The sequence below is a fragment of the Roseomonas sp. BN140053 genome (assembly GCF_047690175.1).
Lineage (GTDB): Bacteria > Pseudomonadota > Alphaproteobacteria > Acetobacterales > Acetobacteraceae > Roseomonas.
The window spans coordinates 214167-235878 of record NZ_JBLLEB010000001.1; the positions used below are offsets into that span (position 1 = coordinate 214167).

Below are 21712 nucleotides of genomic sequence, written 5' to 3' on the forward strand. Positions count from 1 at the left end.
CGAACCGGAGCCTACCCGATCCTTCACGCCTCCCGGCGCTCCGCGACGGTCACCCTGCGGCCCTGGACCGCACCCGCCCCGCGTCAGTAGGCCGAGACCATCTTCTCGCGCTTGCGCTGCACGGAGCTCGGGATGCGCAGCGCCTCCCGGTACTTGGCCACCGTGCGCCGGGCGATGTCCACGCCCTCTGCCCGCAGCCGCTCCACGATGGCGTCGTCGGACAGGATGTCGTCCGGCCGTTCCGCGCCGATCATGTCGCGGATGCGGTAGCGGATCGCCTCGGCGGAGAAGGTCTCACCGGTGGTGCCGGCGATGGCCGTGGTGAAGAAGAACTTCAGCTCGAAGGTGCCGCGCGGGGTGGCGATGTACTTGTTGGCGGTGACGCGGGACACGGTGCTCTCGTGCATCTCCACCACCTCCGCCACGTCGCGCAGGATCAGCGGGCGCAGATGCGCGATGCCGTGCTGGAAGAAGCCGTCCTGCCGGCGGACGATCTCGGCCGAGACCTTCAGGATGGTGCTGGCGCGCTGTTCCAGCGACTTCACCAGCCAGTTCGCCGTTTGCAGCCGCTCCGCCAGGAAGGCCCGCTCCTCGCGTGAGCGCAGAGCGGTGTGGACCTGGGCGTGGAAGCCGCGGTTCACCAGCACGCGCGGCAGGGTTTCGGGGTTCAGCTCCAGCGTCCAGCCGCCATCCGGGCCCCGGCGCATCAGCACGTCCGGCACCATGGTGGGGGCCGGGGTATCGTCGAAGGAACAGCCGGGCTTGGGGTCCAGCCGCTTGATCTCCGCGACCATCTCCGTCAGGTCGGCGAGGTCCACGCCGCAGGCGCGCAGCAGCGCCCCGGTGTCGCGGCGGGCCAGCAGGTCCAGGTTCTCCAGCAGCGCCTGCATCGCCGGGTCCAGCCGGTTGCGCTCCGCCAGCTGCGCCCCGAGGCATTCCGCCAGGTCGCGGCAGAACAGTCCCACTGGCTCGAAGCGCTGCATGCGCGCGCGCACCGCGGCGACCTCGGCTTCCTCGCAGCCCAGCGCGGGGGCGATCACCGCATCGGTCACGGCGACGCGCCCGGCCGGGTCGAGCAGGGCGATGAACTGCCCGGCGATCAGCCGCTCGCGCGGCGTGCCGAAGGCGAGGCGCGCCTGTTCCGCCAGCTCCTCGCGCAGGGAGCGCGGCCGTTCCCGCGCCAGCTCGTCGATGCCGCGCTCATCCTCCTCGAAGCCCTGGCCGGCGCCACGGGAGGGCATCGCCGCGTCCGCGGCCTCGTAGAGGTTGTGCGTGTCGTGCAGGTCCAGCGACGAAGCGCTGGTGCCGGCTTCGCCATCCACCGGCGCATCGTCGCCGATCGAACTGACGGCGAGTCCGGCTTCCGGCCCGGCATCCTCGGCGAAACCGGCGGGCTCGCTTTCTTCCCGCTCCAGCAGCGGGTTGCGCTCCAACTCCTCCTCCACGAAGGCCACGACTTCCAGGTTGGAGGATTGCAGCAGCTTGATCGCCTGCCGCAGCTGCGGCGTCATCACCAGCGATTGCGAGTGCCGCAGGTCCAGCCGAGGGCCGAGGGAGAACGCCATGGCTAGAGCGCGAAGCGCTCCCCCAGGTAGACCTTGCGCACGCCCTCATGCGCGACGACGTCGTGCGGGCTGCCCTCCATGAGCACCTGGCCCTCGTGGAGGATATAGGCGCGGTCGATGATCTCCAGCGTTTCGCGGACGTTGTGGTCGGTGATCAGCACCCCGATGCCGCGATCCTTCAGGTGCTTCACGAGGTCGCGGATTTCGCCCACCGCGATCGGGTCGATGCCGGCCAGTGGCTCGTCCAGCAGGATGTAGTCGGGATGCGTCGCCAGCGCGCGGGCGATCTCGCAGCGCCGCCGCTCACCGCCCGACAGCGCCAGCGCCGGCGAGCGGCGCAGATGGGCGATGCCGAATTCGGCCAGCAGCCCGTCCAGCATCTGCTCGCGCCGCTCGCGCTGCGGCTCCACGACCTCGAGCGCAGCGCGGATGTTGTTCTCCACGGACAGGCCCCGGAAGATCGAGGCTTCCTGCGGCAGGTAACCCAGCCCGAGGCGCGCGCGGCGGTACATGGGCAGCATGGTGACGTCGTGACCGTCGAGGAAGACCTGACCCTCGTCCGGCCGCACCAGCCCGGTCATCATGTAGAAGGTGGTGGTCTTGCCCGCGCCATTCGGCCCGAGCAGCCCCACCGCCTCGCCGCGGCGCAGGCTGATGGACACGTTCTTCACCACCGAGCGCTTCTTGAAGCGCTTGCCCAGCCCCTTGGCGACCAGCCCGCCGGAGCCTTCCACCGGCCTCAGCCGGTCCTCGCGCGCGGCGCTCATCGCGCGGCCCCCGGGGCCGGGGCGTTGCCGGCGGGAGCGTTGCGGTTCGGGGTGCCCCGGGCGGGGGCGTTGCCGCCGGCCGGCGGGGTCTGCGCCGCCGGGCGGTTGCGTCCCGGCGCGGCGCCGGCGGCGAGGTTGCTGCCGCTGCCGGGCAGCACCAGCCCCTGCACCCGGCTGCCGGGGGCAGCCACCAGCCGCGCCACGCCGGAGCGCAGGTTCACGATAGCCTCGGCGCCGTTGAGCTGGTTGTCGCCACGGGTGATCCGGACATTGCCCAGCACGCGGGCGGTGCCGTTCACCGGGCTGTACACGGCGCGGTCGCCACGCACGACCTCGGCCTCGGTACGGATCTCCACGTTGCCGAACACTTCCACGCGGTCGAGCTTGGAGCCTTCGCCCGGCACCGGGCGCTGCGCGGCAGGCGCCGGCTGTCCCGGGCGGGCCGGGGGACGCGCGGCCACCGGTTGGGGCCGCGGCGGGGGCGCCTGTTCCAGGAAGTAGCCCACCAGCGTGTCGGCGTTGATGCGCCGGTTGTCCTCGGTGACCACGGCGGCGGCGCCACGCGCCACGGCCATCCGCCGGCCGGACCAGTATTCCAGGCTGTCGCGGGCCGTGATGGTGTCCTGCGGCGTGGTCAGCTTCAGGTCGCGGCCCGTCAGCACCATCACTGCCTGATCCATGTCGTACACGGCGCGGTCGCCCTGGGCGCGGTCGGTGGCGGTGCTGATGCGCACACTGCCCTCCGCCTCCATGCGCCAGATCTCGCCGCCCGAGAGCGGCGTGTCGGCCGCCGCCGGCGCCCCGCTCGCTGCCGGAGCGGCCGGGGCCGCCTGGCCGCCGCGGTTGCGGTAGCGCGCGATCAGCCGGTCGGCTTCCAGCGTCACGCCGTCGCGGATCGCGCGGGCATTGCCGCGGGCAATCACCACCTGCTCACCCTGCCGCCACTCGATGCCATTGGTGGAGGTGACCTCGACCGGCCCGCCCTGGGTCATGTCCAGGCCCTGAGCCAGCACCGGCCCCGGCAGCGCCGCCGCGACCAGCAGCAGCAGGCCGGCGGCCGCGTTGCGACGGGGGGAGATGGCGCGGGTCACCGGCTGCCCTCCAGCATGGCGTGGGTGTTGCCGGTGAAGAAAACCACCTGCCCGCTGTTCTCCAACCGGAAGCCATCCGCCGTCAGCGTGCCGAACGGACCCTGCGCTGCCACCGGCCTGTCGCCCTCGGCACGGCCGAGCCTGGATTCGATGCGCGCCGCCGCCGTCCGCATGGTGGTGCCGTTGTCGTGCCAAACCGTCACGTTGCCTTCCAGATCCAGCAGGTCGGCCGGCCTGTTGTACAGCCCGCGCTCGCTTTCCAGCAGCACCCAGGCGCCGTTGGCCAGGGTCATGTCAGCCCGGGGCGCATCCAGCGCGATCGGGGCGTCGCTGGCGGGCTGCGTGGCCGAGGCGGCGGTGACGTCGAAGGGCCGGTTCTGCTCGTCGATGCCCTGGTAGCGCGGCGACACCACCCGGATGGCGTCCGCCATGCCCTGGGTCACCCGGCGAAACGACAGCCGCGCCCGGTCTTCCGCGCGGTCCAGCTCCGGCCACAGCGCCACGGCCGCGAGCAGCCCCAGCGCGCCCACCGGCAGCAGCACCTTGGCGGCCCGCAACAACCAGCGCCGGCGCAGAAGCGAACCGCGCGTCGGCCGCCGGCGCGCGCGCGACGGCAGCGGCAGATCGCGCGACGCGGCGTCCCGGGCGGGAAAGGGCAGGGGGGCGACGCCGCCGCCCTGCGGGCCGGACGCGCCGCTCATGCGACCCCCGCGCGCAAAAGGTCGTGGATGTGCAGCAGCCCCACCGGCACGCCGTCCGCATCGGTCACGAACAGGGCGGTGATGCTGCGTTCGTTCATCACGCGCAGCGCTTCCACTGCCAACGCGTCGGGCGCCGTGGTGCGCGGCTCGCGCGTCATCACCTCCCGCACCTCCCGCCCGAGCAGGTCGTCGATCCCGGCATCCAGGGCGCGGCGCAGGTCGCCGTCGGTGATCACCCCGGCCAGGCGGCCGTGCTCCACGATGCCCAGGCAGCCCAGGCTCTTGCGCGTCATGGCCACCAGAGCCGCGTCCATGCGCATGTCCGGGGGCACGAGTGGCACGGAGTCGCCGGCATGCATCAGCTCGCGCACCCGCATCAGCCGGGCGCCCAGCTTGCCGCCGGGGTGGAAGACACGGAAATCGGCGGCGGTGAAGCCGCGGCGTTCCAGCAGGGCCACCGCCAGCGCATCGCCCAGCGCCAGCTGCATGGTGGTGGAGGTGGTGGGCGCCAGCCCCATCGGGCAGGCTTCCGGCGCCTGCGGCAGCACCAGCGCCACGTCGGCGGTGCGGCCCAGCGTGCTGTCCGCCCGTCCCACCATGGCCACCAGCGGCAAGGCGAAGCGACGGGCATGCCCCACCAGATCCGCCAACTCGCTGGTTTCGCCGCTGTTGGAGATGGCCAGCACGGCATCCCCCGCCACGATCATCCCGAGGTCGCCATGCGAGGCTTCGGCGGGGTGCACGAACTGCGCCGGCGTGCCGGTGGAGGCCAGGGTCGCCGCGACCTTGCGCGCGACGTGGCCGGACTTGCCCATGCCCGACACCACCACGCGGCCGGTGGCCGAACCCAGCAGCGACACCGCCTGCCGGAAGCGCCCGTCCAGCGACGCCGCCAGGGCCGAGAGCCCCGCGGCCTCGATCTCCAGCACGCGTCGGCCGACCAGCAGGTCGGGATCGGGAAAGGGTGCGTTCACGCCCGCGTTATGCGGCGCGGCGGGCAGCGGGTCAACGCGCGCGGCATCCTGCTGGACAAGAACCATGCCAAATCCCCTGCTGGAACACCATCAATGGGCGAAGATGTCGGGATCGCCGTAGCCCAGGAGATCCAGCTGCCCCCGGAAGGGCAGGAAATGGCAGCAGGCTTCCGCCAGTTCCAGGCGTCCCTCGCGGCGCAGCATGCCTTCCAGGCGGTTCCACAGCGCATGCAGGTGCAGCACGTCGGACGCCGCATAGCTCAGTTGCTCGGCGCTCAGCTCGGCCGCGCCCCAGTCGCTGCTCTGCTGCTGCTTGGAAATATCCACGCCCAGCAATTCCCGGCACAGTTCCTTCAGTCCGTGCCGATCGGTGAAGGTCCGCACCAGCCGCGACGCCACCTTGGTGCAGCGCACCGGCGCGGTGTGCACGCCCAGCGCGTGCCGCAGCACCGCCACGTCGAATCGCGCAAAATGGAACAGCTTGATGCGTGCAGGGTCGGCCAGCAGCCGCTTCAGGTTCGGGCAATCGTCGCCTCGCCCACCCAGTTCCCGCGGCACGATCTGCACGAGATGCGCGCTACCGTCGCCGGCAGAAAGCTGCACGAGACAGAGACGGTCGCGATGCGGGTTGAGGCCCATCGTTTCCGTATCCACGGCCACCACCGGGCCGAGGTCGAGATCGTCGGGCAGGTCATGCCGGTACAGGCGGATCGCGGCGTTGGGCATGAACACTGTGCTCCCCAAAGTGGTTCCCGTCGCGCTTGGCGCTGCACACCGGCAGGAGGGGGAGGAGTTATGCCCAGGAAAGGACTCGAACCTTCACGACCTTGCGGTCACTGGCACCTGAAGCCAGCGCGTCTACCAATTCCACCACCTGGGCAAACAGGCACTGTGTGGGGCGGGTATTACGGTCGTGCCGCGACGCCGTCAAGCCACCCCAAACGGGTTCCCGAACGTGCTCCAACCTGCTCCCGCCGGCTCGCGTCGGCCGTCGCTTCCGAAAGCCTGCCATCGGCCCTCGCGGCGGCACCCGCGCCACGGCATGGCCGCTGCGCCTTGGCGCCGGGAAGCGCCGCCCATATGGTCCGCCAGCATTCCGCAACAGGACTGATGCAGCATGGCGACGCGGCGCGTGGTGACGGTTTTCGGGGGCTCCGGCTTTATCGGGCGGTATGTCGTCCAGCGGCTGGCGCGGCTGGACTACGTCGTGCGGGTGCCCACCCGCATCCCCGACCGCGTCCGCCCGCTGATCACCCAGGGTCGCGTCGGGCAGATCGTGCCGCTCGGCCTGGACCTGGGCGACGATGCGGAGATCGCCCGGACCGTGCAGGGGGCGGAGGTGGTGATCAACCTCGTCGGCATCCTGGCGGAACGCCGCCCCGGCGACTTCCAGCGCCTGCAGGCCGAGGCTGCCGGCCGCATCGCCCGCGCCGCGGCTGCGGCCGGGGTGTCGCGCCTGGTGCAACTGTCCGCCATCGGCGCCGAGAATGGCAGCGACAGCCTCTACGCTCGCAGCAAGGCGGCAGGTGAGGATGCCGTGCGGGCAGGTTTTCCCGGCGCCACCATCCTGCGCCCCTCCATCGTGTTCGGACCGGAGGATCAGTTCTTCAACCGCTTCGCCGGCCTGTCCCGGGTATTACCCGTGCTGCCGGTGGTCGGTGCTGCCACTCGCTTCCAGCCGGTCTACGTGGGCGACGTGGCCGATGCCGTGATCGCCGCCATCACCCGGGAGGACACGCCGGGCAAGACCTATGAACTGGCCGGGCCACGCGTCGCCACCTTCCGGGAACTGATGGAGATGATGCTGGACATCGTCGGCCGTCGGCGTCGGGTGGTGGAAGTTCCTGCCGGACTGGCACGGCTACAGGCCCGCCTCGGCGAGTTTCTGCCGAACCCGCCCCTGACCCGCGACCAGATCCTGCTGTTGCAGCACGACAATGTGCCGTCCGGGCGGGTGCCGGGTCTGCAGGAACTCGGCATCGTTCCCCACTCCCTGGAAAGCATTCTGCCCGGCTACCTCAATCGGTTCCGGCCCGGCGGCGGGCGGCGGCGGACCCGGACGGAATGAGCCCGATCCGGTCCTAATAAGGTTGTGTCGAGCCGGAGTTCCTCGGCTACCTACAACGTCACTGCAGGAAAATGGCAGCTTTACTGACTTTTGGCTGAATTTTGCCCTCGCGTTGTGCGGCCAGGCATGCCAATGGAGCGCCGAAACTGTTTCAGGGCAGATCGTGCTTGCCCGAACGCCAGGGGTCTCATCATGGCTGAACGCATGCTGCAATTCGTGCGCCTCGAGCAGCGGCAGCCGGACAAGCGCGATGCTGAACAGCGTCGCCAGGACTTCGCGGACATTTATAACCGCTTCGACCCGGCCCGGGCTTCGCAGCAGGCCAGCCGCTGCTCGCAGTGCGGCGTGCCCTTCTGCCAGATTCACTGCCCGGTGAACCACAACATCCCGGACTGGCTGAAGCTGACCGCGGAGAACCGGCTGGAAGAGGCCTACGAGGTCGCCGCCGCCAACAACACCTTTCCCGAGGTCTGCGGCCGCATCTGCCCGCAGGACCGCCTCTGCGAAGGCAACTGCGTGATCGAGGCGGGCTTCGATTCCGTCACCATCGGTGCGGTCGAGAAGTACATCACCGACACCGCCTGGGAGCGCGGCTGGGTCAAGCCGCCCACCCCCGCGCGCGAGGTCGACCGCTCCATCGGCATCATCGGCGCCGGGCCGGCCGGCATGGCCGCGGGCGAGCGCCTGCGCCGCCGCGGCTGGCAGGTCACGATCTATGACCGCCACGACCGCGCCGGCGGGTTGCTGATCTACGGCATTCCCAGCTTCAAGCTGGAAAAGGACATCGTGCTCCGCCGCCGCCAGCAGTTCGAGGAGGGCGGCATCCGCTTCGAGATGGGCGTGGAGATCGGGCGCGACCTCAGTTTCGCGGATCTCCGCGCCCGCCACGACGCCGTGCTGGTGGCCACCGGCGTGTACCGCGCCCGCGACGTGGAAGTTCCCGGCAACGAGCTGAACGGCGTGGTGCCGGCGCTGGACTTCCTGATCGCCTCCAACCGCAAGGGGCTGGGCGACGAGGTGCCGGAATTCGACAGCGGTGCCATGAACGCCGCCGGCAAGCACGTGGTGGTGGTGGGCGGCGGCGACACCGCCATGGACTGCGTCCGCACCTCCGTCCGCCAGGGCGCCGCTTCCGTCACCTGCCTGTACCGGCGCGACAAGAACAACATGCCCGGCTCCATGCGCGAGGTGAAGAACGCGGAGGAGGAGGGCGTCCATTTCGCTTGGCTCTCCGCCCCCGACGCCTTCGAGGGCGAGAACGGCGCCGTCACCGGCGTTCGCGCGGTGCGGATGCATCTCGGCCTGCCGGATGCCACCGGCCGCCAGCAGGTGGAGCGCGTCCCCGGCAGCGAGCACGTCGCGCGCGCCGACCTGGTGATCAAGGCGCTGGGCTTCGATCCCGAGGACCTGCCCGGCCTGTTCGGCGAGCCCGCCCTGGGCGTCACCCGCTGGGGCACGCTGAAGGTGGACCACCGCACCATGATGACCAACCTGCCCGGTGTCTTCGCCGCGGGTGACATCGTGCGCGGCGCCTCGCTGGTGGTCTGGGGCATCCGCGACGGCCGCGACGCCGCCGACCGCATCGAGCGCTGGGTCGAGGCGCGCGAGGCGCTGCCCGCGGCGGCCGAGTGATGCGCGCTGCCCTCCTGGCGCTGGGCTTGCTGACCGCCGCGTCGCTCCTGTCTGGGCCTGCCCGGGCGCAGAACGTGCGCGAGCCGCGGGAATTCGGCGACAAGCTGCTGCAGACCCTGGTGGATGGACGCGGCGAAGCCTTCCTGGATATGCTGGAGAAGGACTCCGCCCTGGGCGAGGGGCCCGGCGTGCAGGCACTGCGCGACAACCGTCCGGCCTGGGCCCGCCAGCTCAATGCGCCTGGCACGGCCACCGGCTGGGAATACGGCGGCTATCTGGAAGGCGCACCCTCCGTTCGAGTGCTTTGCTACTTCGCCAAGTTCCGCAACGCCCCGCTGCTGATCGAGATGTCCTTCTACCGTTCCGACGAGTCCTGGAACGTCGGCAACGTCGCCTGGATCGGCGGACAGAACATGTGGCGCCACCCCTGCGTCACCAGCGGCCCCCGCCGCGGCACGAACTGAGGAGAACCGCCCCCATGCCCGAGACCGGTTCCGAATTCGCCGCCTCCTTCCGCGCCGAGGCCGATCGCCTGGCGCGCGAAGCGCATCTCGACCTGACCGAACATGATGCCTGCGGCGTCGGCCTCGTCGCCGCGCTGGACGGCGTGGCGCGGCGCGCGGTGGTGCAGGCCGGCATCGACGCGCTCAAGGCGGTGTGGCACCGCGGTGCGGTGGATGCCGACGGCAAGACCGGCGATGGCGCCGGCATCCACGTGGAAATTCCGCAGGATTTCTTCGCCGCCACCGTGGAGCGCGGCGGCGACCGCCTGCGCCCCGGCCGCATCGCGGTGGGCATGGTGTTCCTGCCGAAGACCGACCTCGGCGCGCAGGAACGCTGCCGCCAGATCGTCGAGACGGAAATCCTCAACGCCGGCTACAACATCTACGGCTGGCGACAGGTGCCGATCGACGTGTCCTGCATCGGCGAGAAGGCCAATGCCACCCGCCCCGAGATCGAGCAGATCCTGATCTGGGACCCCGAGCAGCACGACGCCGCCACCTTCGAGCGCGACCTCTTTGTGATCCGCCGCCGGATCGAGAAAGAGGCCATCGCCGCCCAGGTGCCGGAGCTGTACCTCTGCTCGCTGAGCTGCCGCTCGATCATCTACAAGGGCATGTTCCTGGCGGAGAGCCTGACCGAGTTCTATCCGGACTTGCTGGACGAGCGATTCATCTCGCGCTTCGCCATCTTCCACCAGCGCTATTCCACCAACACCTTCCCGACCTGGCGCCTGGCGCAGCCCTTCCGGATGCTCGCCCATAACGGCGAGATCAACACCGTCCACGGCAACATCAACTGGATGAAGAGCCACGAGACGCGTCTCGCGCATCCGCTGCTCGATCCTTTCATGGAGGACGTGAAGCCGATCGTGCAGGCGGGCGGTTCCGACACTGCCACGCTGGACAACGTTTTCGAGCTGCTGGTGCGGGCCGACCGCGACGCCCCTATGGCCAAGGCCATGCTGATCCCCGAGAGCGTGGGCAGCAACGCCACCATGCCCGAGGCGCATCGCGACCTCTTCCTCTACTGTAACGCGGTGATGGAGCCCTGGGACGGCCCCGCCGCCATTGCCGCCACCGACGGCCGCTGGGTGGTAGCCGGGCTGGACCGCAACGGCCTGCGCCCGCTGCGCTACACCGTCACCGCCGACAAGCTGCTCTTCGTCGGCTCCGAGACGGGTATGGTGAAGACCAACGAGGAGGACGTGATCGCCAAGGGCCGCGTCGGCCCCGGCCAGTGCATCGGCGTCGACCTCGACGAGGCACGCTTCCTGACCGACGAGGCGTTGAAGGACGAGTTGGCGGCGCGTAAGCCCTTCGGCCAGTGGATCCGCCGCACCACCCGCATCGATGGCATCGTGCGCGCCGACCATGCCGAGCCCGCGGCGCCGGATGTAGAATCCCTCCGCCGCCGCCAGCTCTCGGTCGGCATGACGCTGGAGGAGCTGGAGCAGATCCTGCACCCGATGGTGGAGGATGCGGCCGAGGCCATCGGTTCCATGGGCGACGACACGCCGGTGGCCGTGCTCTCCGAACATTATCGCGGGCTGCACCACTATTTCCGGCAGACCTTCTCCCAGGTCACCAACCCGCCGATCGACTCCCTGCGCGAAACGCGGGTGATGACCATCAAGACCCGCCTGGGCAATCTCGGGAACATCCTCGACGAGGACCCGACCCAGTGCGACATGCTGATGCTGGACAGCCCCGTGCTGAGCAACGGCGAGTTCGCGGCCATGCGCGCCTATATGGGCGCCACCGCCTGCGAGGTGGACTGCACCTTCCCGGTGTCGGAAGGCGAGGCCGGGCTGCGCCGCGGCCTGGACCGCATCCGGCGCGAGGCGGAGGAGGGCGTGCGCTCCGGCTGCGCCCACGTTATCCTGACCGACGAGGCGCAGGGTCCCGACCGCTGCGTGATCCCCGCCATCCTGGCGGTGGGCGCGGTGCACACGCACCTGACCAAGCACTCGCTGCGCACCTTCACCAGCCTGAACATCCGCGCTTCGGAATGCGTGGACACGCACACCTTCGCCGTGCTGATTGGCGCGGGTGCGACCACGGTGAACGCCTACCTGGCGCAGGACAGCATCGCCGATCGCCACCGCCGCGGGTTGTTCGGTGACCTGTCCATTGGGCAGTGCGTGGACCGCTTCCGCAAGGCCGTGGACAAGGGTCTGCTGAAGATCATGTCCAAGATGGGCATCGGCGTGCTGTCTTCCTATCGCGGCGGCATGAACTTCGAGGCGATCGGCCTCAGCCGCGCCCTGATGGCGGAATTCTTTCCCGGTACGCCCTCGCGCATTTCGGGCATTGGGTTGCAGGGCATCGCCCGGCGCCTGCTGGCGCTGCACGCCAAGGCCTGGGATGCCGATGCCGTGACCCTGCCCGTGGGTGGCCTCTACAAGCTGCGCCGTCGCGGCGAGGCGCACGCCTTCGAGGGCACGCTGATCCACACGCTGCAGAAGGCGGTGGACACGGAGAGCTATCAGACTTTCAAGCGCTACTCCGAGGCCGTACGCCGCCAGCCCCCCGTGGCGCTGCGCGACCTGCTGGATTTCCGCTTCGAAGCCGCCAAGGAGATTTCCCTGGAGGAGGTCGAGAGCGTCACGGAAATCCGCAAGCGCCTGATCGCGCCCGGCATCTCGCTCGGTGCACTCAGCCCCGAAGCGCATGAGACGCTGTCCATCGCCATGAACCGCATCGGCGCCCGTTCCGACAGCGGCGAGGGCGGCGAGGACCCGGAACGCGCCAAGCCGCGCCCCAACGGCGACAACGCTTCCTCCGCGATCAAGCAGGTGGCCTCCGGTCGCTTCGGCGTCACGGCGCAGTACCTGAACGACTGCCGGGAGATCGAGATCAAGGTCGCCCAGGGCGCCAAGCCCGGCGAGGGCGGGCAGCTGCCGGGCTTCAAGGTCACCGGGCTGATCGCCAAGCTGCGGCATTCCACCCCGGGGGTGACGCTGATCTCGCCGCCGCCGCACCACGACATCTACTCGATCGAGGATCTGGCGCAGCTCATCTACGACCTGAAGCAGATCAACCCGGACGCCACGGTCTGCGTGAAGCTGGTGGCGCGCTCGGGCATCGGCACCATCGCGGCGGGGGTGGCCAAGGCCAAGGCCGATGCCATCCTGGTTTCCGGGCATTCCGGCGGCACCGGCGCCAGCCCGCAAACCTCCATCAAGTATGCCGGCCTGCCCTGGGAAATGGGGCTGACCGAAACGCACCAAGTCCTCCAGCTCAACCGCCTGCGGCACCGCGTGCGGCTACGCACCGATGGCGGGCTGAAGACCGGGCGCGACGTGGTGATCGCCGCCATGTTGGGCGCCGAGGAGTTCGGCATCGGCACGGCGTCGCTGGTGGCGATGGGCTGCATCATGGTGCGGCAGTGCCATTCCAACACCTGCCCGGTGGGCGTCTGCACCCAGGACGAGGCGCTGCGCGAGAAGTTCGTCGGCACGCCGGAGAAGGTGATCAACCTCTTCTCCTTTGTGGCGGAGGAGGTGCGGGAAATCCTCGCCTCCCTCGGCATCCGCCGGCTGGCCGACGCCATCGGCCGCACCGACCTGCTCAAGCAGGTCGGCCGCGGCTCGGAGGATTTGGACGACCTCGACCTGAATCCGCTGCTGGTGCAGGCCGACAGTGGCGGCCAGAAGCCCTACTGTACCATCGAGGGCCGCAACGAAGTCCCCGAGACGCTGGACGCGGACATGCTGCGCGACGGTGCCCCGCTCTTCGAGCGCGGCGAGAAGATGCAGCTGCAATACAACATCCGGAACACGCACCGCGCCATCGGCACCAAGACCGCCTCGCGCATCGTGCGACAGTTCGGCATGACCGGATTGCAGCCCGGGCACCTCAATGTCCGGCTGCGCGGCAGCGCCGGCCAGTCGCTGGGCGCCTTCACCGTGCAGGGCATGAAGCTGGAAGTGCGCGGCGACGCCAACGACTACGTCGGCAAGGGATTGTCGGGCGGTTCCATCGTGGTGCGACCGGCCAACAACGCAGCCATCACCTGGAGCGAGAACACCATCGTCGGAAACACCTGCCTCTACGGCGCGACCTCCGGCGAGCTCTTCGCCGCGGGCCAGGCCGGGGAGCGCTTCGCCGTCCGCAACTCCGGCGCCATCTCCGTGGTGGAGGGCGTCGGCGCCAATGGCTGCGAATACATGACCGGCGGCACGGTGGTGATCCTGGGCAGCGTGGGCGACAATTTCGGCGCCGGCTTCACCGGCGGCATGGCCTTCGTCTGGGATGCGGACGGCACCTTCGAGCGCCGCCTGAACCCCGACACGCTGCTGTGGTCGCGCTTGGCCTCGGCGCACTGGGAAGGGGTGCTGCGCGGCCTCGTCGCGCGTCACGCCAAGGAGACGGGCTCACAACTCGCGGCCCGGCTGCTGAACGACTGGGAGGGCGAGCGCGGCGCCTTCTGGCACGTCGTGCCCAAGGACTACGCCAAGCTGCTGCCGCGGCCGATGCAGGACATGGCCGTCGCAGCGGAATAAGGTCCTGGACGAGGGCGGGAAGGGGCGGTTTCGCCGGCGCTTTCCCGCCCGGCTGCCGGAAGATTTTCCCTGGCGCGTTAAGGTCGCGCAACTCTCACCGAGGGTGGTTGGCGCGCGCCCGGCCACCCTGTAATCCACCGCCGTGCGCGTCCTGTATCACCATCCCCTTTCCCCTCACTGCCGCAAGGTCCGCCTGGCGCTGCAGGAGAAACGCATCCCCTTCGACCTGCGGGCGGAGCGGATCTGGGAGCGCCGGCAGGAGTTCCTGGCCCTGAACCCGGCCGGCACGGTGCCCGTGCTGACGGAGGAAAGCGGCCTCGTGCTCGCCGATTCCTACGTGATCTGCGAATACCTGGACGAGGCCTATCCCGACACCCCGCTGCTGGGCCGCACCCATGCCGAGCGGGCCGAGGTGCGCCGCCTCGTGGCCTGGTTCGACGGCAAGTTCAACGACGAGGTGACGCGCAACCTGCTGCACGAGAAGCAGTTCAAGCGCATGCTCAACCGCGGCAACCCGGACGGCAGCGCGCTGCGGGCCGGCTACGCCAACATCAAGTCGCACCTGGAATACCTGGGCTGGCTGGCAGAAACGCGCTCCTGGCTCGCCGGCAATTCCTTGTCCCTGGCTGACCTCGCCGCCGCCGCCCACCTATCGTCGCTGGACTATATCGGCGACGTGGACTGGTCGCAGAGCGAGGGCGCCAAGGACTGGTATGCCCGCATCAAGTCGCGCCCCTCCTTCCGTCCCTTGCTGAACGAGCGCATCAGCGGCGTCACGCCGCCCGCGCATTACGACGACCTCGACTTCTGACGCGCCGTGCTCGGGGCAGGGTGCCCCGTGCTGCTTGCCCGGATCGCGCCGCAGGTAGTTGCGGCCTGATGTTGCCACCGACCTCGTTGCCTGACGAGTCGAAGAAGTACCGCCAGCAGCGCGGACCGGAAGGGATGGACCTGCAAAGGACGGGTCGCGCGGGTCCTCCGATGCGGGCGAGCCGGCCAGCAGGCAACGCGCGGAACGGCGCCCCGTTCCCTCACCGAAGGCTTACCGCCCGGCGGCGCCGGCGTCGCTCAGTTCCAGGTTCTGCTGCGCCAGGTCGCCCGCGGCACTCTCGGGCGCAACCTCCACAGCCCGCTCCCAATCCTTGCGCGCCCCGTCCAGGTCGCCGTTGAGCTGTCGCAGGATGCCGCGTTCCAGCAGCGCCTCGGGATTATCCGCTTCCACCGCCAGGGCCCGCTCCACGTCGCGCATCGCTTCCTGCGCGCGGTCGAGATGCCGCAGCGCCGCAGCGCGGAACACCCAGGCATCCGGACGGTCCGGGTCCAGTTCGGCGGCCCGGGCGGCATCGGCCAGGGCCTCGTTGAAGCGGCCCAGCGCACCGGCAATGGCGGCGCGGTCTACCAGCAGGTCGGGGTCGGCGGGTGCCAGCCCGAGCCCCAGCGTCACGGCGGCATAGGCGCGGGCGGGCTGCCCGGCCGCCATCCAGGCCTGCCCGGCCTGGCCGAACACGGCAGCACGGGCGGCGATGCCGATGCGCTCCTCCGCCCCCAGGGCCTGGAGCCGCGGCGCGGCACGCTCGGCATCGCCCAGGGCCAGCATGGCCAGCGCCTCGCAGTGGCGGGCGCCATCGCCACCGTTGGTGTTGCGCCAGCTCTCGGCGAAGGCCAGGGCGCCGGCGGCGTCGTCGCGCAGCTGGTCCAGGCAGCGGGCGTAGTCCGGGCTATCCGCCACGCGCGGCGACTCCGGTGGCAGCGGCAGGGCTTCCTCCGCGGCTCCCGGCATCTCCGGCACGGTTGGCGCCCGCAGCGTGTGCAAGGCACCGCCGGCCACCGCGGCCAGCAGCACGGCCGCAAAGGCGCCCATCAGCGCGTGTCGGGTGGTGAGCCGCATCGAATCCGCAATCTAGCGGCGCCCGGCGGGCGATGCCACATGCGCGGCCATGACGATGCGGATGCTGGTGATCGGCCTGGGGTTCAGCGGCGGGGCCATCGCGGCCGAGGCGTTGCGCCACGGCGTCGCCGTGACCGCCACGTCGCGCGATCCCGGCCCGCCGCGGCCGGGCCCTTCCGTGGTTCCCTTCGACGCGGCGGGCGAGGCGATCGCGGCTGCCACCCACCTCGTGGTCACCGCCCCGCCGGGCGAGGCGGGCGATCCCGTTCTGCTCGCCCATGCGGCGGCTGTCCGGGATGCGACATCGCTGCGCTGGGTCGGCTACATCTCCACCACGGGCGTCTACGGCGACCACGGCGGCGCCGCGGTCGACGAGACCACCCCGCCCACCCCTGGCCAACCCCGCTCCCGCCGGCGGCGCGACGCCGAACTGGCCTGGGAAGCGGTCCTGGCCGGCCGCGCTGCGCTGGACCTCCTGCGCGCCGGCGGCATCTACGGCCCCGGCCGCTCCGCGCTGGACGACCTGCGCGCCGGGACCGCCCGCCGGGTGTCGCGCCCCGGCCACGCCTTCTCCCGCATCTACCGCGACGACATCGCGCAGGCCGTCCTGGCCGCTGCCCTGGCCCCGCCGCCGTCCGGCACCCGCGTGCTGCACTTGGTGGACGACGAGCCTGCGGAAAGCGCCGCCGTCACCGAATACGCCGCGGCACTGTTGGGGATCACCCCGCCCCCTGCCATACCCTTCGCCGAAGCCGAGCGCGCCATGTCGCCCATGGCCCGCTCCTTCTGGGCGGAGAACCGACGGGTGGACAATGCCCGTACCAAGGCAGCGCTGGGCCTGCGCTGGCGCTATCCCTCGTTCCGCGAGGGCCTAGCCGCCATCCTGGCCGAGGAGCGGCAGCAATTTGCGCCACAGCAGGGTGAGGTCCTCCGGCCGTGACAGCCGGTGGTCGCCATCCTTGATCAGGGTCAGCGCCACATCTGCCCCGGCCAGGGCTTCCACGATCCGCAACGCATGGCGCCAGGGCACGTCCGGGTCCGCCATGCCCTGCAGCAGCCGCACCGGGTTGGTGAAGGGGATGGGGCCGCGCAGCAGCAGGTGGTTGCGCCCTTCCTCCAGCAGCCGGGCGGTGATGGGCAGCGGCTCGCCGTAGGGGGAAGGGCGCCGCACCACCCCGTCCCGCGCCAGGGCCTCGCGCTCGGCAGCGGACAGATCGGCCGGCATCAGGTCCTCGGTGAAGTCGGGCGCCGCGGCCAGCCCCACCACCGCGCGCACGCGGCTCTCGCCCCAGCGCCGCGCCAGCAGCAGCGCGATCCAGCCGCCCATGGAGGAGCCCACCAGCACCACCGGCCCGGGGGCCCGCGCCTCGATGATGGCCGCCGCGTCCTCGGCCCAGCGGCCGACCGTGCCGTCCTCGAACATGCCGCCGCTGACGCCGTGGCCGGAATAGTCGAGCCGCAGGAAAGCGTGGCCGGACTCCGCGCAGCGGTCGCGCAGGAACAGCGCCTTGCTGCCTTCCATGTCCGAACGGAAGCCGCCCAGGAACACCACCCTCGGCCCGCGTCCGGACAGCGCTGCCCAGGCCAGCGGCGCGCCGTCGCCGCGGTCAAGGACGCCGCGCTCCTCGTTCACGCCCGGCCTCCCGCGGTCGCCGCGGCGTGGGTGGCGGTTCCCGTCCTGCCCCCGCGCCGGCGGCGCGCGTCATCCTCCCCGGCCGCACACCGTGCGGGCGGGGTGGTGCCCTCGGCGGTCCCTGGCAGCACAACCGTCATCCACCCTGTCTCCCCGGCTCCGGGCCGATGCTAGCGGTGTTCCGCCAGGGCTTGAATGCCGGATGGGCTGCCTCCCGCGGCCAACCCGGCTCCGTCCCGACGCGCGCAGGTGACGCCGCCCCGCGTGGCGGCTATCCCCGCCCCACCCATGCCCCAGCCCCCCGCCGTGCTGCAGGTGTTGCCCGCGCTGATCTCCGGCGGCGTGGAGCGCGGCACCATCGAGATCGCCCAGGCCCTGCACGAGGCGGGCTTCCGCGCCCTGGTGGCCTCCGCCGGCGGCCCCATGGTGGCGGAGCTGGAAGCCGTCGGCGCGCGCCACGTCACCCTGCCGCTGGACCGCAAGTCGCCGCTGGCGCTGTGGCGCAACAGCCGTGCCCTGGCCGGGCTGGTGGCCGCCGAGGGGATCGCCATCCTGCACGCCCGCTCGCGCTTTCCGGGCTGGTCCGCCCTGCGCGCCGCGCGCCGCAGCGGCGCCCGCTTCGTCACCACCTTTCACGGCGTGTACAGCGAGGACCTGCCGGGCAAGCGCCTGTACAACTCGGTGATGGTGCGTGGCGACCGGGTGATCGCCATCAGCGAGCACGTCGCTGCGGTGATCCGGGATCGCTACGCGCTGGGCCTGGACCGGCTGCGCATCATTCCGCGCGGCGTGGACACGGTGGCCTTCGACCCCGACGCCGTGTCGCCCGAACGCCTGGAGGATCTGCGCACCGACTGGAAGCTGCCGTCCGGACGCCCGGTGGTGATGCTGCCGGCCCGGCTGACCCGCTGGAAAGGCGCCGCCGTGCTGCTGCAGGCCCTGGCCCAGCTGCGGCCCACCCCGCCTTTCGCCGTGCTGCTGGGGGAGGGCGGTTTCCGGGCCGAGCTGGAATCGGAAGTCGCGGCACTTGGGCTGGAGGCCGACGTGGCGCTGCCGGGCGTGTGTCGCGACATGCCCGCCGCGCTGCTGCTGGCCGACCTCGTGGTGCATGCCAGCACCAAGCCGGAACCGTTCGGCCGCACGGTGATCGAGGCCCAGGCGATGCTGCGGCCGGTGATCGCCTCCGACCTCGGCGCCCCACGCGAAACCGTGGAGGAGGGCGTCACCGGCTGGCGCGTGCCGCCCGGCGATGCCGCCGCGCTGGCCGCCGCCATTCGCCGCGCCCTCGACCTGCCGCCAGACGCCCGCGCGGCCCTGGGTCGGCAGGCCCGGGATGCCGTGCTGCGGCGCTACACCACCGCTGCCATGCAGGCCGCCACGCTGGACGTGTACCGGGAGTTGCTGTGACCGACCCCGACCGGATCCTGGTGATCAAGCTGGCGGCGCTGGGTGACGTCGTGCAGGCCTTCGGCCCCTTCGCCGCCATCCGCGCCCACCATCCCGACGCCCGGATCACGCTGCTGACCACGCCGCCCTTCGCGGAACTGGCCCGTCGGGCCCCCTGGTTCGACGCGGTCTGGGGGTTCGGCCGCCCGCACGGTGCCGACTGGCGCGGCCTGCTGCACCTGGCGCGGCAGCTGCGCGGCGGGCGCTTCCGCCGGGTCTACGACCTGCAAACCTCCGGACGGTCCTCGCGCTACCGCTGGCTGGTGGGACGCGGCGCGGAATGGTCCGGCATTGCGCCGGGTGCCAGCCACCCGCACAGCAACCCGGGCCGTGACCGGCTGCACACGGTGGAACGGCAGCGCGAGCAGCTGGAAATGGCGGGGCTGCACCACTTCCCCGCGCCGGAGCTGGGCTGGCTGGATGCCGACCTGCACCGCCTCGACCTGCCGGACCGCTTCGCCCTGCTGATCCCCGGTGCCAGCCCCGGCCGTCCCGGCAAGCGCTGGCCGCATTTCCCGGAACTCGCCGCCGTCCTGCCGATTCCCGTGGCGGTGGCCGGCGGGCCGGCAGAGGCACCGCTGGTCCGGGCGATCCAGGCGGCCCGGCCGGACGCGCTCGACCTCGCCGGCCGCACCACCCTGTTCGAACTGGGCGCCCTGGCCCGCCGTGCCGCCCTGGTGGTGGGCAACGACACCGGCCCCACCCACCTGGCCGCCGCGGTGGGCCGCCCGACCCTGGCGATCTTCGGCGCGGACAGCGATCCCGCCCTGGCGGCGCCGCGCGGCCCCCGTACCGCCATCCTGCGGCGCGTCCCCATCGACGCGCTGCAACCCGCGGAGGTCATGACAGCCCTGCGCGGCATGGACGCCCTGCCGGCCGAATCCCCATCTCGCGGTTGACGCCCCCGGCGCCCGGCCGCAAAGGTCGCGACCCCGTTTCCCGAACAGGACTGCACCCCGCCCGATGCCCGCGATTTCCCTGCCCGACGGTTCCTCCCGGTCGTTTCCCGGGACGGTGACGGGCACCGAAGTCGCGGCCGCGATCGGCCCCGGCCTCGCCAAGGCCGCGCTGGCCATGCGCCTGGACGGCGAGCTGGTGGACCTGTCCACCCGCATCGACCGCGACGCCGCCGTGCGCTTCGTCACCCGCCGCGACCCCGAGGCGCTGGAGATGATCCGCCACGACACGGCCCACGTGCTGGCCGAGGCGGTGCAGGACCTGTTTCCCGGCACCCAGGTCACCATCGGCCCGCCGATCGAGGACGGCTTCTACTACGACTTCGCCCGCAACGAGCCCTTCACCCCCGAGGACTTCGCCGCCATCGAGGCGCGGATGCGCGAGATCGTGGCGCGCAACAGCGGTTTCGTGCGTGAGGTCTGGCCGCGCGCCGAGGCGATCCGCTTCTTCGAGGAGCGGGGCGAGCGCTACAAGGCCGAGCTGATCCGCGACCTGCCGGAAGACGTGCCGATCTCGATCTACCGGCAGGGCGAGTGGCTGGACCTGTGCCGCGGCCCGCATATGCGCGGCACCGGCGACGTCGGGACCGCCTTCAAGCTGATGAAGGTGGCCGGCGCCTATTGGCGCGGCGACCACCGCAACGCCATGCTCTCCCGCATCTACGGCACCGCTTGGCGCGACGGGAAGGAACTGGAAGCCTATCTCCATCGCCTGGAGGAGGCGGAGCGCCGCGACCACCGCCGCATCGGAAAGGAGATGGACCTGTTCCACCTCCAGGAGGAGGCGGCCGGCTCCATCTTCTGGCATCCGAAGGGCTGGAAGCTCTACCAGACCGTGCAGGACTACATGCGTCGCCGGCTGGACTCGGCCGACTACCAGGAGGTCCGCACCCCGCAGCTCGTGGACCGGAAGCTCTGGGTCGAATCCGGCCACTGGGACAAGTACCGGGAGCACATGTTCATCGCCACCGTCGAGGACGAGTCCGAGAAGGACCGCGTCCTGGCGTTGAAGCCGATGAACTGCCCCTGCCACGTGCAGATCTTCAACCACGGCCTGCGTTCCTACCGCGAGCTGCCGCTGCGGATGGCCGAGTTCGGCGCCTGCCACCGCTACGAGCCCTCGGGCGCGTTGCACGGCATCATGCGGGTGCGCGCCTTCACCCAGGACGACGCGCACATCTTCTGCACGGAGGAGCAGGTCGCCCCCGAAACGGCGCGCTTCGTGGCGCTGCTGGCCTCGGTGTACCGCGACCTCGGTTTCGAGAGCTTTCGGGTGAAGTTCGCCGACCGTCCCGCCAGCCGGGCCGGCACGGACGAATCCTGGGACAAGGCGGAGGAAGCGCTGAAGGAAGCCTGCCGCCTCGCCGGGGTGGAATACGAGTGGAACGCGGGGGAGGGCGCCTTTTACGGCCCCAAGCTGGAATTCGTGCTGCGCGACGCCATCGGCCGCGATTGGCAGTGCGGCACCCTGCAGGTGGACTATGTCCTGCCCGAGCGGCTGGATGCCGAGTACGTGGCCGAGGACGGGTCCCGCAAGCGCCCGGTCATGCTGCACCGCGCCATCCTCGGCAGCTTCGAACGCTTTCTGGGTATCCTGATCGAGGAACACGCCGGCCGCTTCCCGCTCTGGCTGGCGCCCGTGCAGGTGGTGGTGGCCACCATCGTGGGCGATGCCGACGATTTCGCCCGGAAGGCGGTGGAAGCCCTGCGCGCCGCCGGCATCCGCGCCGAGCTCGACCTGCGCAACGAGAAGATCAACCGCAAGGTGGCCGACCACATTGCCGCCCGGGTCCCCGTGCTGGCCGTGGTCGGCCGGCGCGAGGCCGAGGAGGGCAGCCTGGTCCTGCGCCGCCTTCCCGGACGCGAGCAGGAAACCGTGACCCTCGCCGAAGCCGTGTCGCGTCTGGCAAACGAGGCCGCGCCACCCGATATCCGGCAGCAGATCGTGGTTGCAGCGGCCTGAGCCGCGCACCATAACTTCCC

General features: G+C 71.1%; 17 protein-coding genes and 1 tRNA gene. 9 read left to right on the plus strand and 9 right to left on the minus strand.

Going from position 1 to position 21712, the window contains the following annotated elements:
* Nucleotides 1–83: 83 nt before the first annotated feature.
* The 7 genes from rpoN to ACLIBK_RS01090 all read right to left on the minus strand — a co-directional run bounded on the left by rpoN (nucleotide 84) and on the right by ACLIBK_RS01090 (nucleotide 5978).
* Entirely contained in the window at nucleotides 84–1565 is a 1482-nt protein-coding gene (rpoN, locus tag ACLIBK_RS01060; protein WP_415385352.1) for an RNA polymerase factor sigma-54, read from the minus strand.
* A 2-nt stretch (nucleotides 1566–1567) separates the two neighbouring features.
* The gene (lptB, locus tag ACLIBK_RS01065; RefSeq protein WP_415385353.1) at nucleotides 1568–2332 is read right to left on the minus strand and encodes an LPS export ABC transporter ATP-binding protein; all 765 of its coding nucleotides are present in this window, start codon (nucleotides 2330–2332) and stop codon (nucleotides 1568–1570) included.
* Nucleotides 2329–3423 (minus strand): LptA/OstA family protein, encoded by a 1095-nt coding sequence (locus ACLIBK_RS01070; RefSeq protein WP_415385354.1) that lies wholly within the window; start codon nucleotides 3421–3423, stop codon nucleotides 2329–2331. The genes lptB and ACLIBK_RS01070 overlap by 4 nt, the downstream gene beginning before the upstream one ends.
* Nucleotides 3420–4124 (minus strand): LPS export ABC transporter periplasmic protein LptC, encoded by a 705-nt coding sequence (gene lptC, locus ACLIBK_RS01075; RefSeq protein ID WP_415385355.1) that lies wholly within the window; start codon nucleotides 4122–4124, stop codon nucleotides 3420–3422. Before lptC ends, ACLIBK_RS01070 begins: the two co-directional genes overlap by 4 nt.
* Nucleotides 4121–5164: a KpsF/GutQ family sugar-phosphate isomerase gene (locus ACLIBK_RS01080; protein ID WP_415385356.1), complete on the minus strand. Its 1044-nt coding sequence runs from the start codon at nucleotides 5162–5164 to the stop codon at nucleotides 4121–4123. The genes lptC and ACLIBK_RS01080 overlap by 4 nt, the downstream gene beginning before the upstream one ends.
* 24 nt (nucleotides 5165–5188) lie before the next feature.
* A complete protein-coding gene (locus tag ACLIBK_RS01085) occupies nucleotides 5189–5824 on the minus strand; it encodes a ribonuclease D (RefSeq protein WP_415385357.1) in 636 nt (211 codons plus the stop codon).
* A gap of 70 nt (nucleotides 5825–5894) precedes the next feature.
* Nucleotides 5895–5978: transfer RNA gene (locus ACLIBK_RS01090), tRNA-Leu, on the minus strand.
* 237 nt (nucleotides 5979–6215) lie between these two features.
* Between ACLIBK_RS01090 and ACLIBK_RS01095 the strand changes: the two genes are divergently transcribed.
* From ACLIBK_RS01095 to ACLIBK_RS01115, 5 genes are all read left to right on the plus strand, one after another.
* Complete coding sequence (locus ACLIBK_RS01095) at nucleotides 6216–7166, plus strand: complex I NDUFA9 subunit family protein (protein WP_415385358.1); 951 nt, start codon at nucleotides 6216–6218, stop codon at nucleotides 7164–7166.
* A gap of 192 nt (nucleotides 7167–7358) precedes the next feature.
* Nucleotides 7359–8798, plus strand: a complete 1440-nt coding sequence (locus ACLIBK_RS01100; protein WP_415385359.1) for an NAD(P)-dependent oxidoreductase — start codon at nucleotides 7359–7361, stop codon at nucleotides 8796–8798.
* On the plus strand, nucleotides 8798–9262 hold the full coding sequence (locus tag ACLIBK_RS01105; RefSeq protein WP_415385360.1) for a hypothetical protein: 465 nt from the start codon (nucleotides 8798–8800) through the stop codon (nucleotides 9260–9262). The genes ACLIBK_RS01100 and ACLIBK_RS01105 overlap by 1 nt, the downstream gene beginning before the upstream one ends.
* A 14-nt stretch (nucleotides 9263–9276) precedes the next feature.
* The gene (gene gltB, locus ACLIBK_RS01110; RefSeq protein ID WP_415385361.1) at nucleotides 9277–13806 is read left to right on the plus strand and encodes a glutamate synthase large subunit; all 4530 of its coding nucleotides are present in this window, start codon (nucleotides 9277–9279) and stop codon (nucleotides 13804–13806) included.
* Nucleotides 13807–13948: 142 nt separating this feature from the next.
* Entirely contained in the window at nucleotides 13949–14617 is a 669-nt protein-coding gene (locus ACLIBK_RS01115; protein ID WP_415385362.1) for a glutathione S-transferase family protein, read from the plus strand.
* 231 nt (nucleotides 14618–14848) lie between these two features.
* On the opposite strand, the gene ACLIBK_RS01120 is transcribed toward ACLIBK_RS01115, so the two are convergent.
* Complete coding sequence (locus ACLIBK_RS01120) at nucleotides 14849–15694, minus strand: hypothetical protein (protein WP_415385363.1); 846 nt, start codon at nucleotides 15692–15694, stop codon at nucleotides 14849–14851.
* Nucleotides 15695–15743: 49 nt separating this feature from the next.
* Here ACLIBK_RS01120 and ACLIBK_RS01125 point away from each other — a divergent pair, with 49 nt between their 5' ends.
* On the plus strand, nucleotides 15744–16634 hold the full coding sequence (locus tag ACLIBK_RS01125) for an SDR family NAD(P)-dependent oxidoreductase (protein ID WP_415385364.1): 891 nt from the start codon (nucleotides 15744–15746) through the stop codon (nucleotides 16632–16634).
* On the opposite strand, the gene ACLIBK_RS01130 is transcribed toward ACLIBK_RS01125, so the two are convergent.
* Entirely contained in the window at nucleotides 16566–17327 is a 762-nt protein-coding gene (locus ACLIBK_RS01130) for an alpha/beta hydrolase (protein WP_415385365.1), read from the minus strand. The two genes, ACLIBK_RS01125 and ACLIBK_RS01130, sit on opposite strands and share 69 nt — an antisense overlap.
* Nucleotides 17328–17615: 288 nt before the next feature.
* On the opposite strand from ACLIBK_RS01130, the gene ACLIBK_RS01135 reads away from it, so the two are divergent.
* The 3 genes from ACLIBK_RS01135 (at nucleotide 17616) to thrS (ending at nucleotide 21692) form a co-directional block, all read left to right on the plus strand.
* Nucleotides 17616–18734: a glycosyltransferase family 4 protein gene (locus ACLIBK_RS01135; RefSeq protein WP_415385366.1), complete on the plus strand. Its 1119-nt coding sequence runs from the start codon at nucleotides 17616–17618 to the stop codon at nucleotides 18732–18734.
* The gene (locus tag ACLIBK_RS01140) at nucleotides 18731–19672 is read left to right on the plus strand and encodes a glycosyltransferase family 9 protein (protein WP_415385367.1); all 942 of its coding nucleotides are present in this window, start codon (nucleotides 18731–18733) and stop codon (nucleotides 19670–19672) included. The genes ACLIBK_RS01135 and ACLIBK_RS01140 overlap by 4 nt, the downstream gene beginning before the upstream one ends.
* 64 nt (nucleotides 19673–19736) lie before the next feature.
* Nucleotides 19737–21692, plus strand: coding sequence for a threonine--tRNA ligase (thrS, locus tag ACLIBK_RS01145; RefSeq protein ID WP_415385368.1), 1956 nt, complete (start codon nucleotides 19737–19739; stop codon nucleotides 21690–21692).
* The last annotated feature ends 20 nt before the right edge of the window (nucleotides 21693–21712 follow it).

Bases quoted from the DNA above. Each gene is read 5' to 3' on its own strand.
- rpoN (WP_415385352.1), bottom strand. From the start codon at position 1,565: ATGGCGTTCTCCCTCGGCCCTCGGCTGGACCTGCGGCACTCGCAATCG.
- lptB (WP_415385353.1), bottom strand. From the start codon at position 2,332: ATGAGCGCCGCGCGCGAGGACCGGCTGAGGCCGGTGGAAGGCTCCGGC.
- lptC (WP_415385355.1), bottom strand. From the start codon at position 4,124: ATGAGCGGCGCGTCCGGCCCGCAGGGCGGCGGCGTCGCCCCCCTGCCC.
- ACLIBK_RS01080 (WP_415385356.1), bottom strand. From the start codon at position 5,164: ATGGTTCTTGTCCAGCAGGATGCCGCGCGCGTTGACCCGCTGCCCGCC.
- ACLIBK_RS01085 (WP_415385357.1), bottom strand. From the start codon at position 5,824: ATGCCCAACGCCGCGATCCGCCTGTACCGGCATGACCTGCCCGACGAT.
- ACLIBK_RS01095 (WP_415385358.1), top strand. From the start codon at position 6,216: ATGGCGACGCGGCGCGTGGTGACGGTTTTCGGGGGCTCCGGCTTTATC.
- ACLIBK_RS01100 (WP_415385359.1), top strand. From the start codon at position 7,359: ATGGCTGAACGCATGCTGCAATTCGTGCGCCTCGAGCAGCGGCAGCCG.
- ACLIBK_RS01105 (WP_415385360.1), top strand. From the start codon at position 8,798: ATGCGCGCTGCCCTCCTGGCGCTGGGCTTGCTGACCGCCGCGTCGCTC.
- gltB (WP_415385361.1), top strand. From the start codon at position 9,277: ATGCCCGAGACCGGTTCCGAATTCGCCGCCTCCTTCCGCGCCGAGGCC.
- ACLIBK_RS01120 (WP_415385363.1), bottom strand. From the start codon at position 15,694: ATGCGGCTCACCACCCGACACGCGCTGATGGGCGCCTTTGCGGCCGTG.
- ACLIBK_RS01125 (WP_415385364.1), top strand. From the start codon at position 15,744: ATGACGATGCGGATGCTGGTGATCGGCCTGGGGTTCAGCGGCGGGGCC.
- ACLIBK_RS01135 (WP_415385366.1), top strand. From the start codon at position 17,616: ATGCCCCAGCCCCCCGCCGTGCTGCAGGTGTTGCCCGCGCTGATCTCC.
- thrS (WP_415385368.1), top strand. From the start codon at position 19,737: ATGCCCGCGATTTCCCTGCCCGACGGTTCCTCCCGGTCGTTTCCCGGG.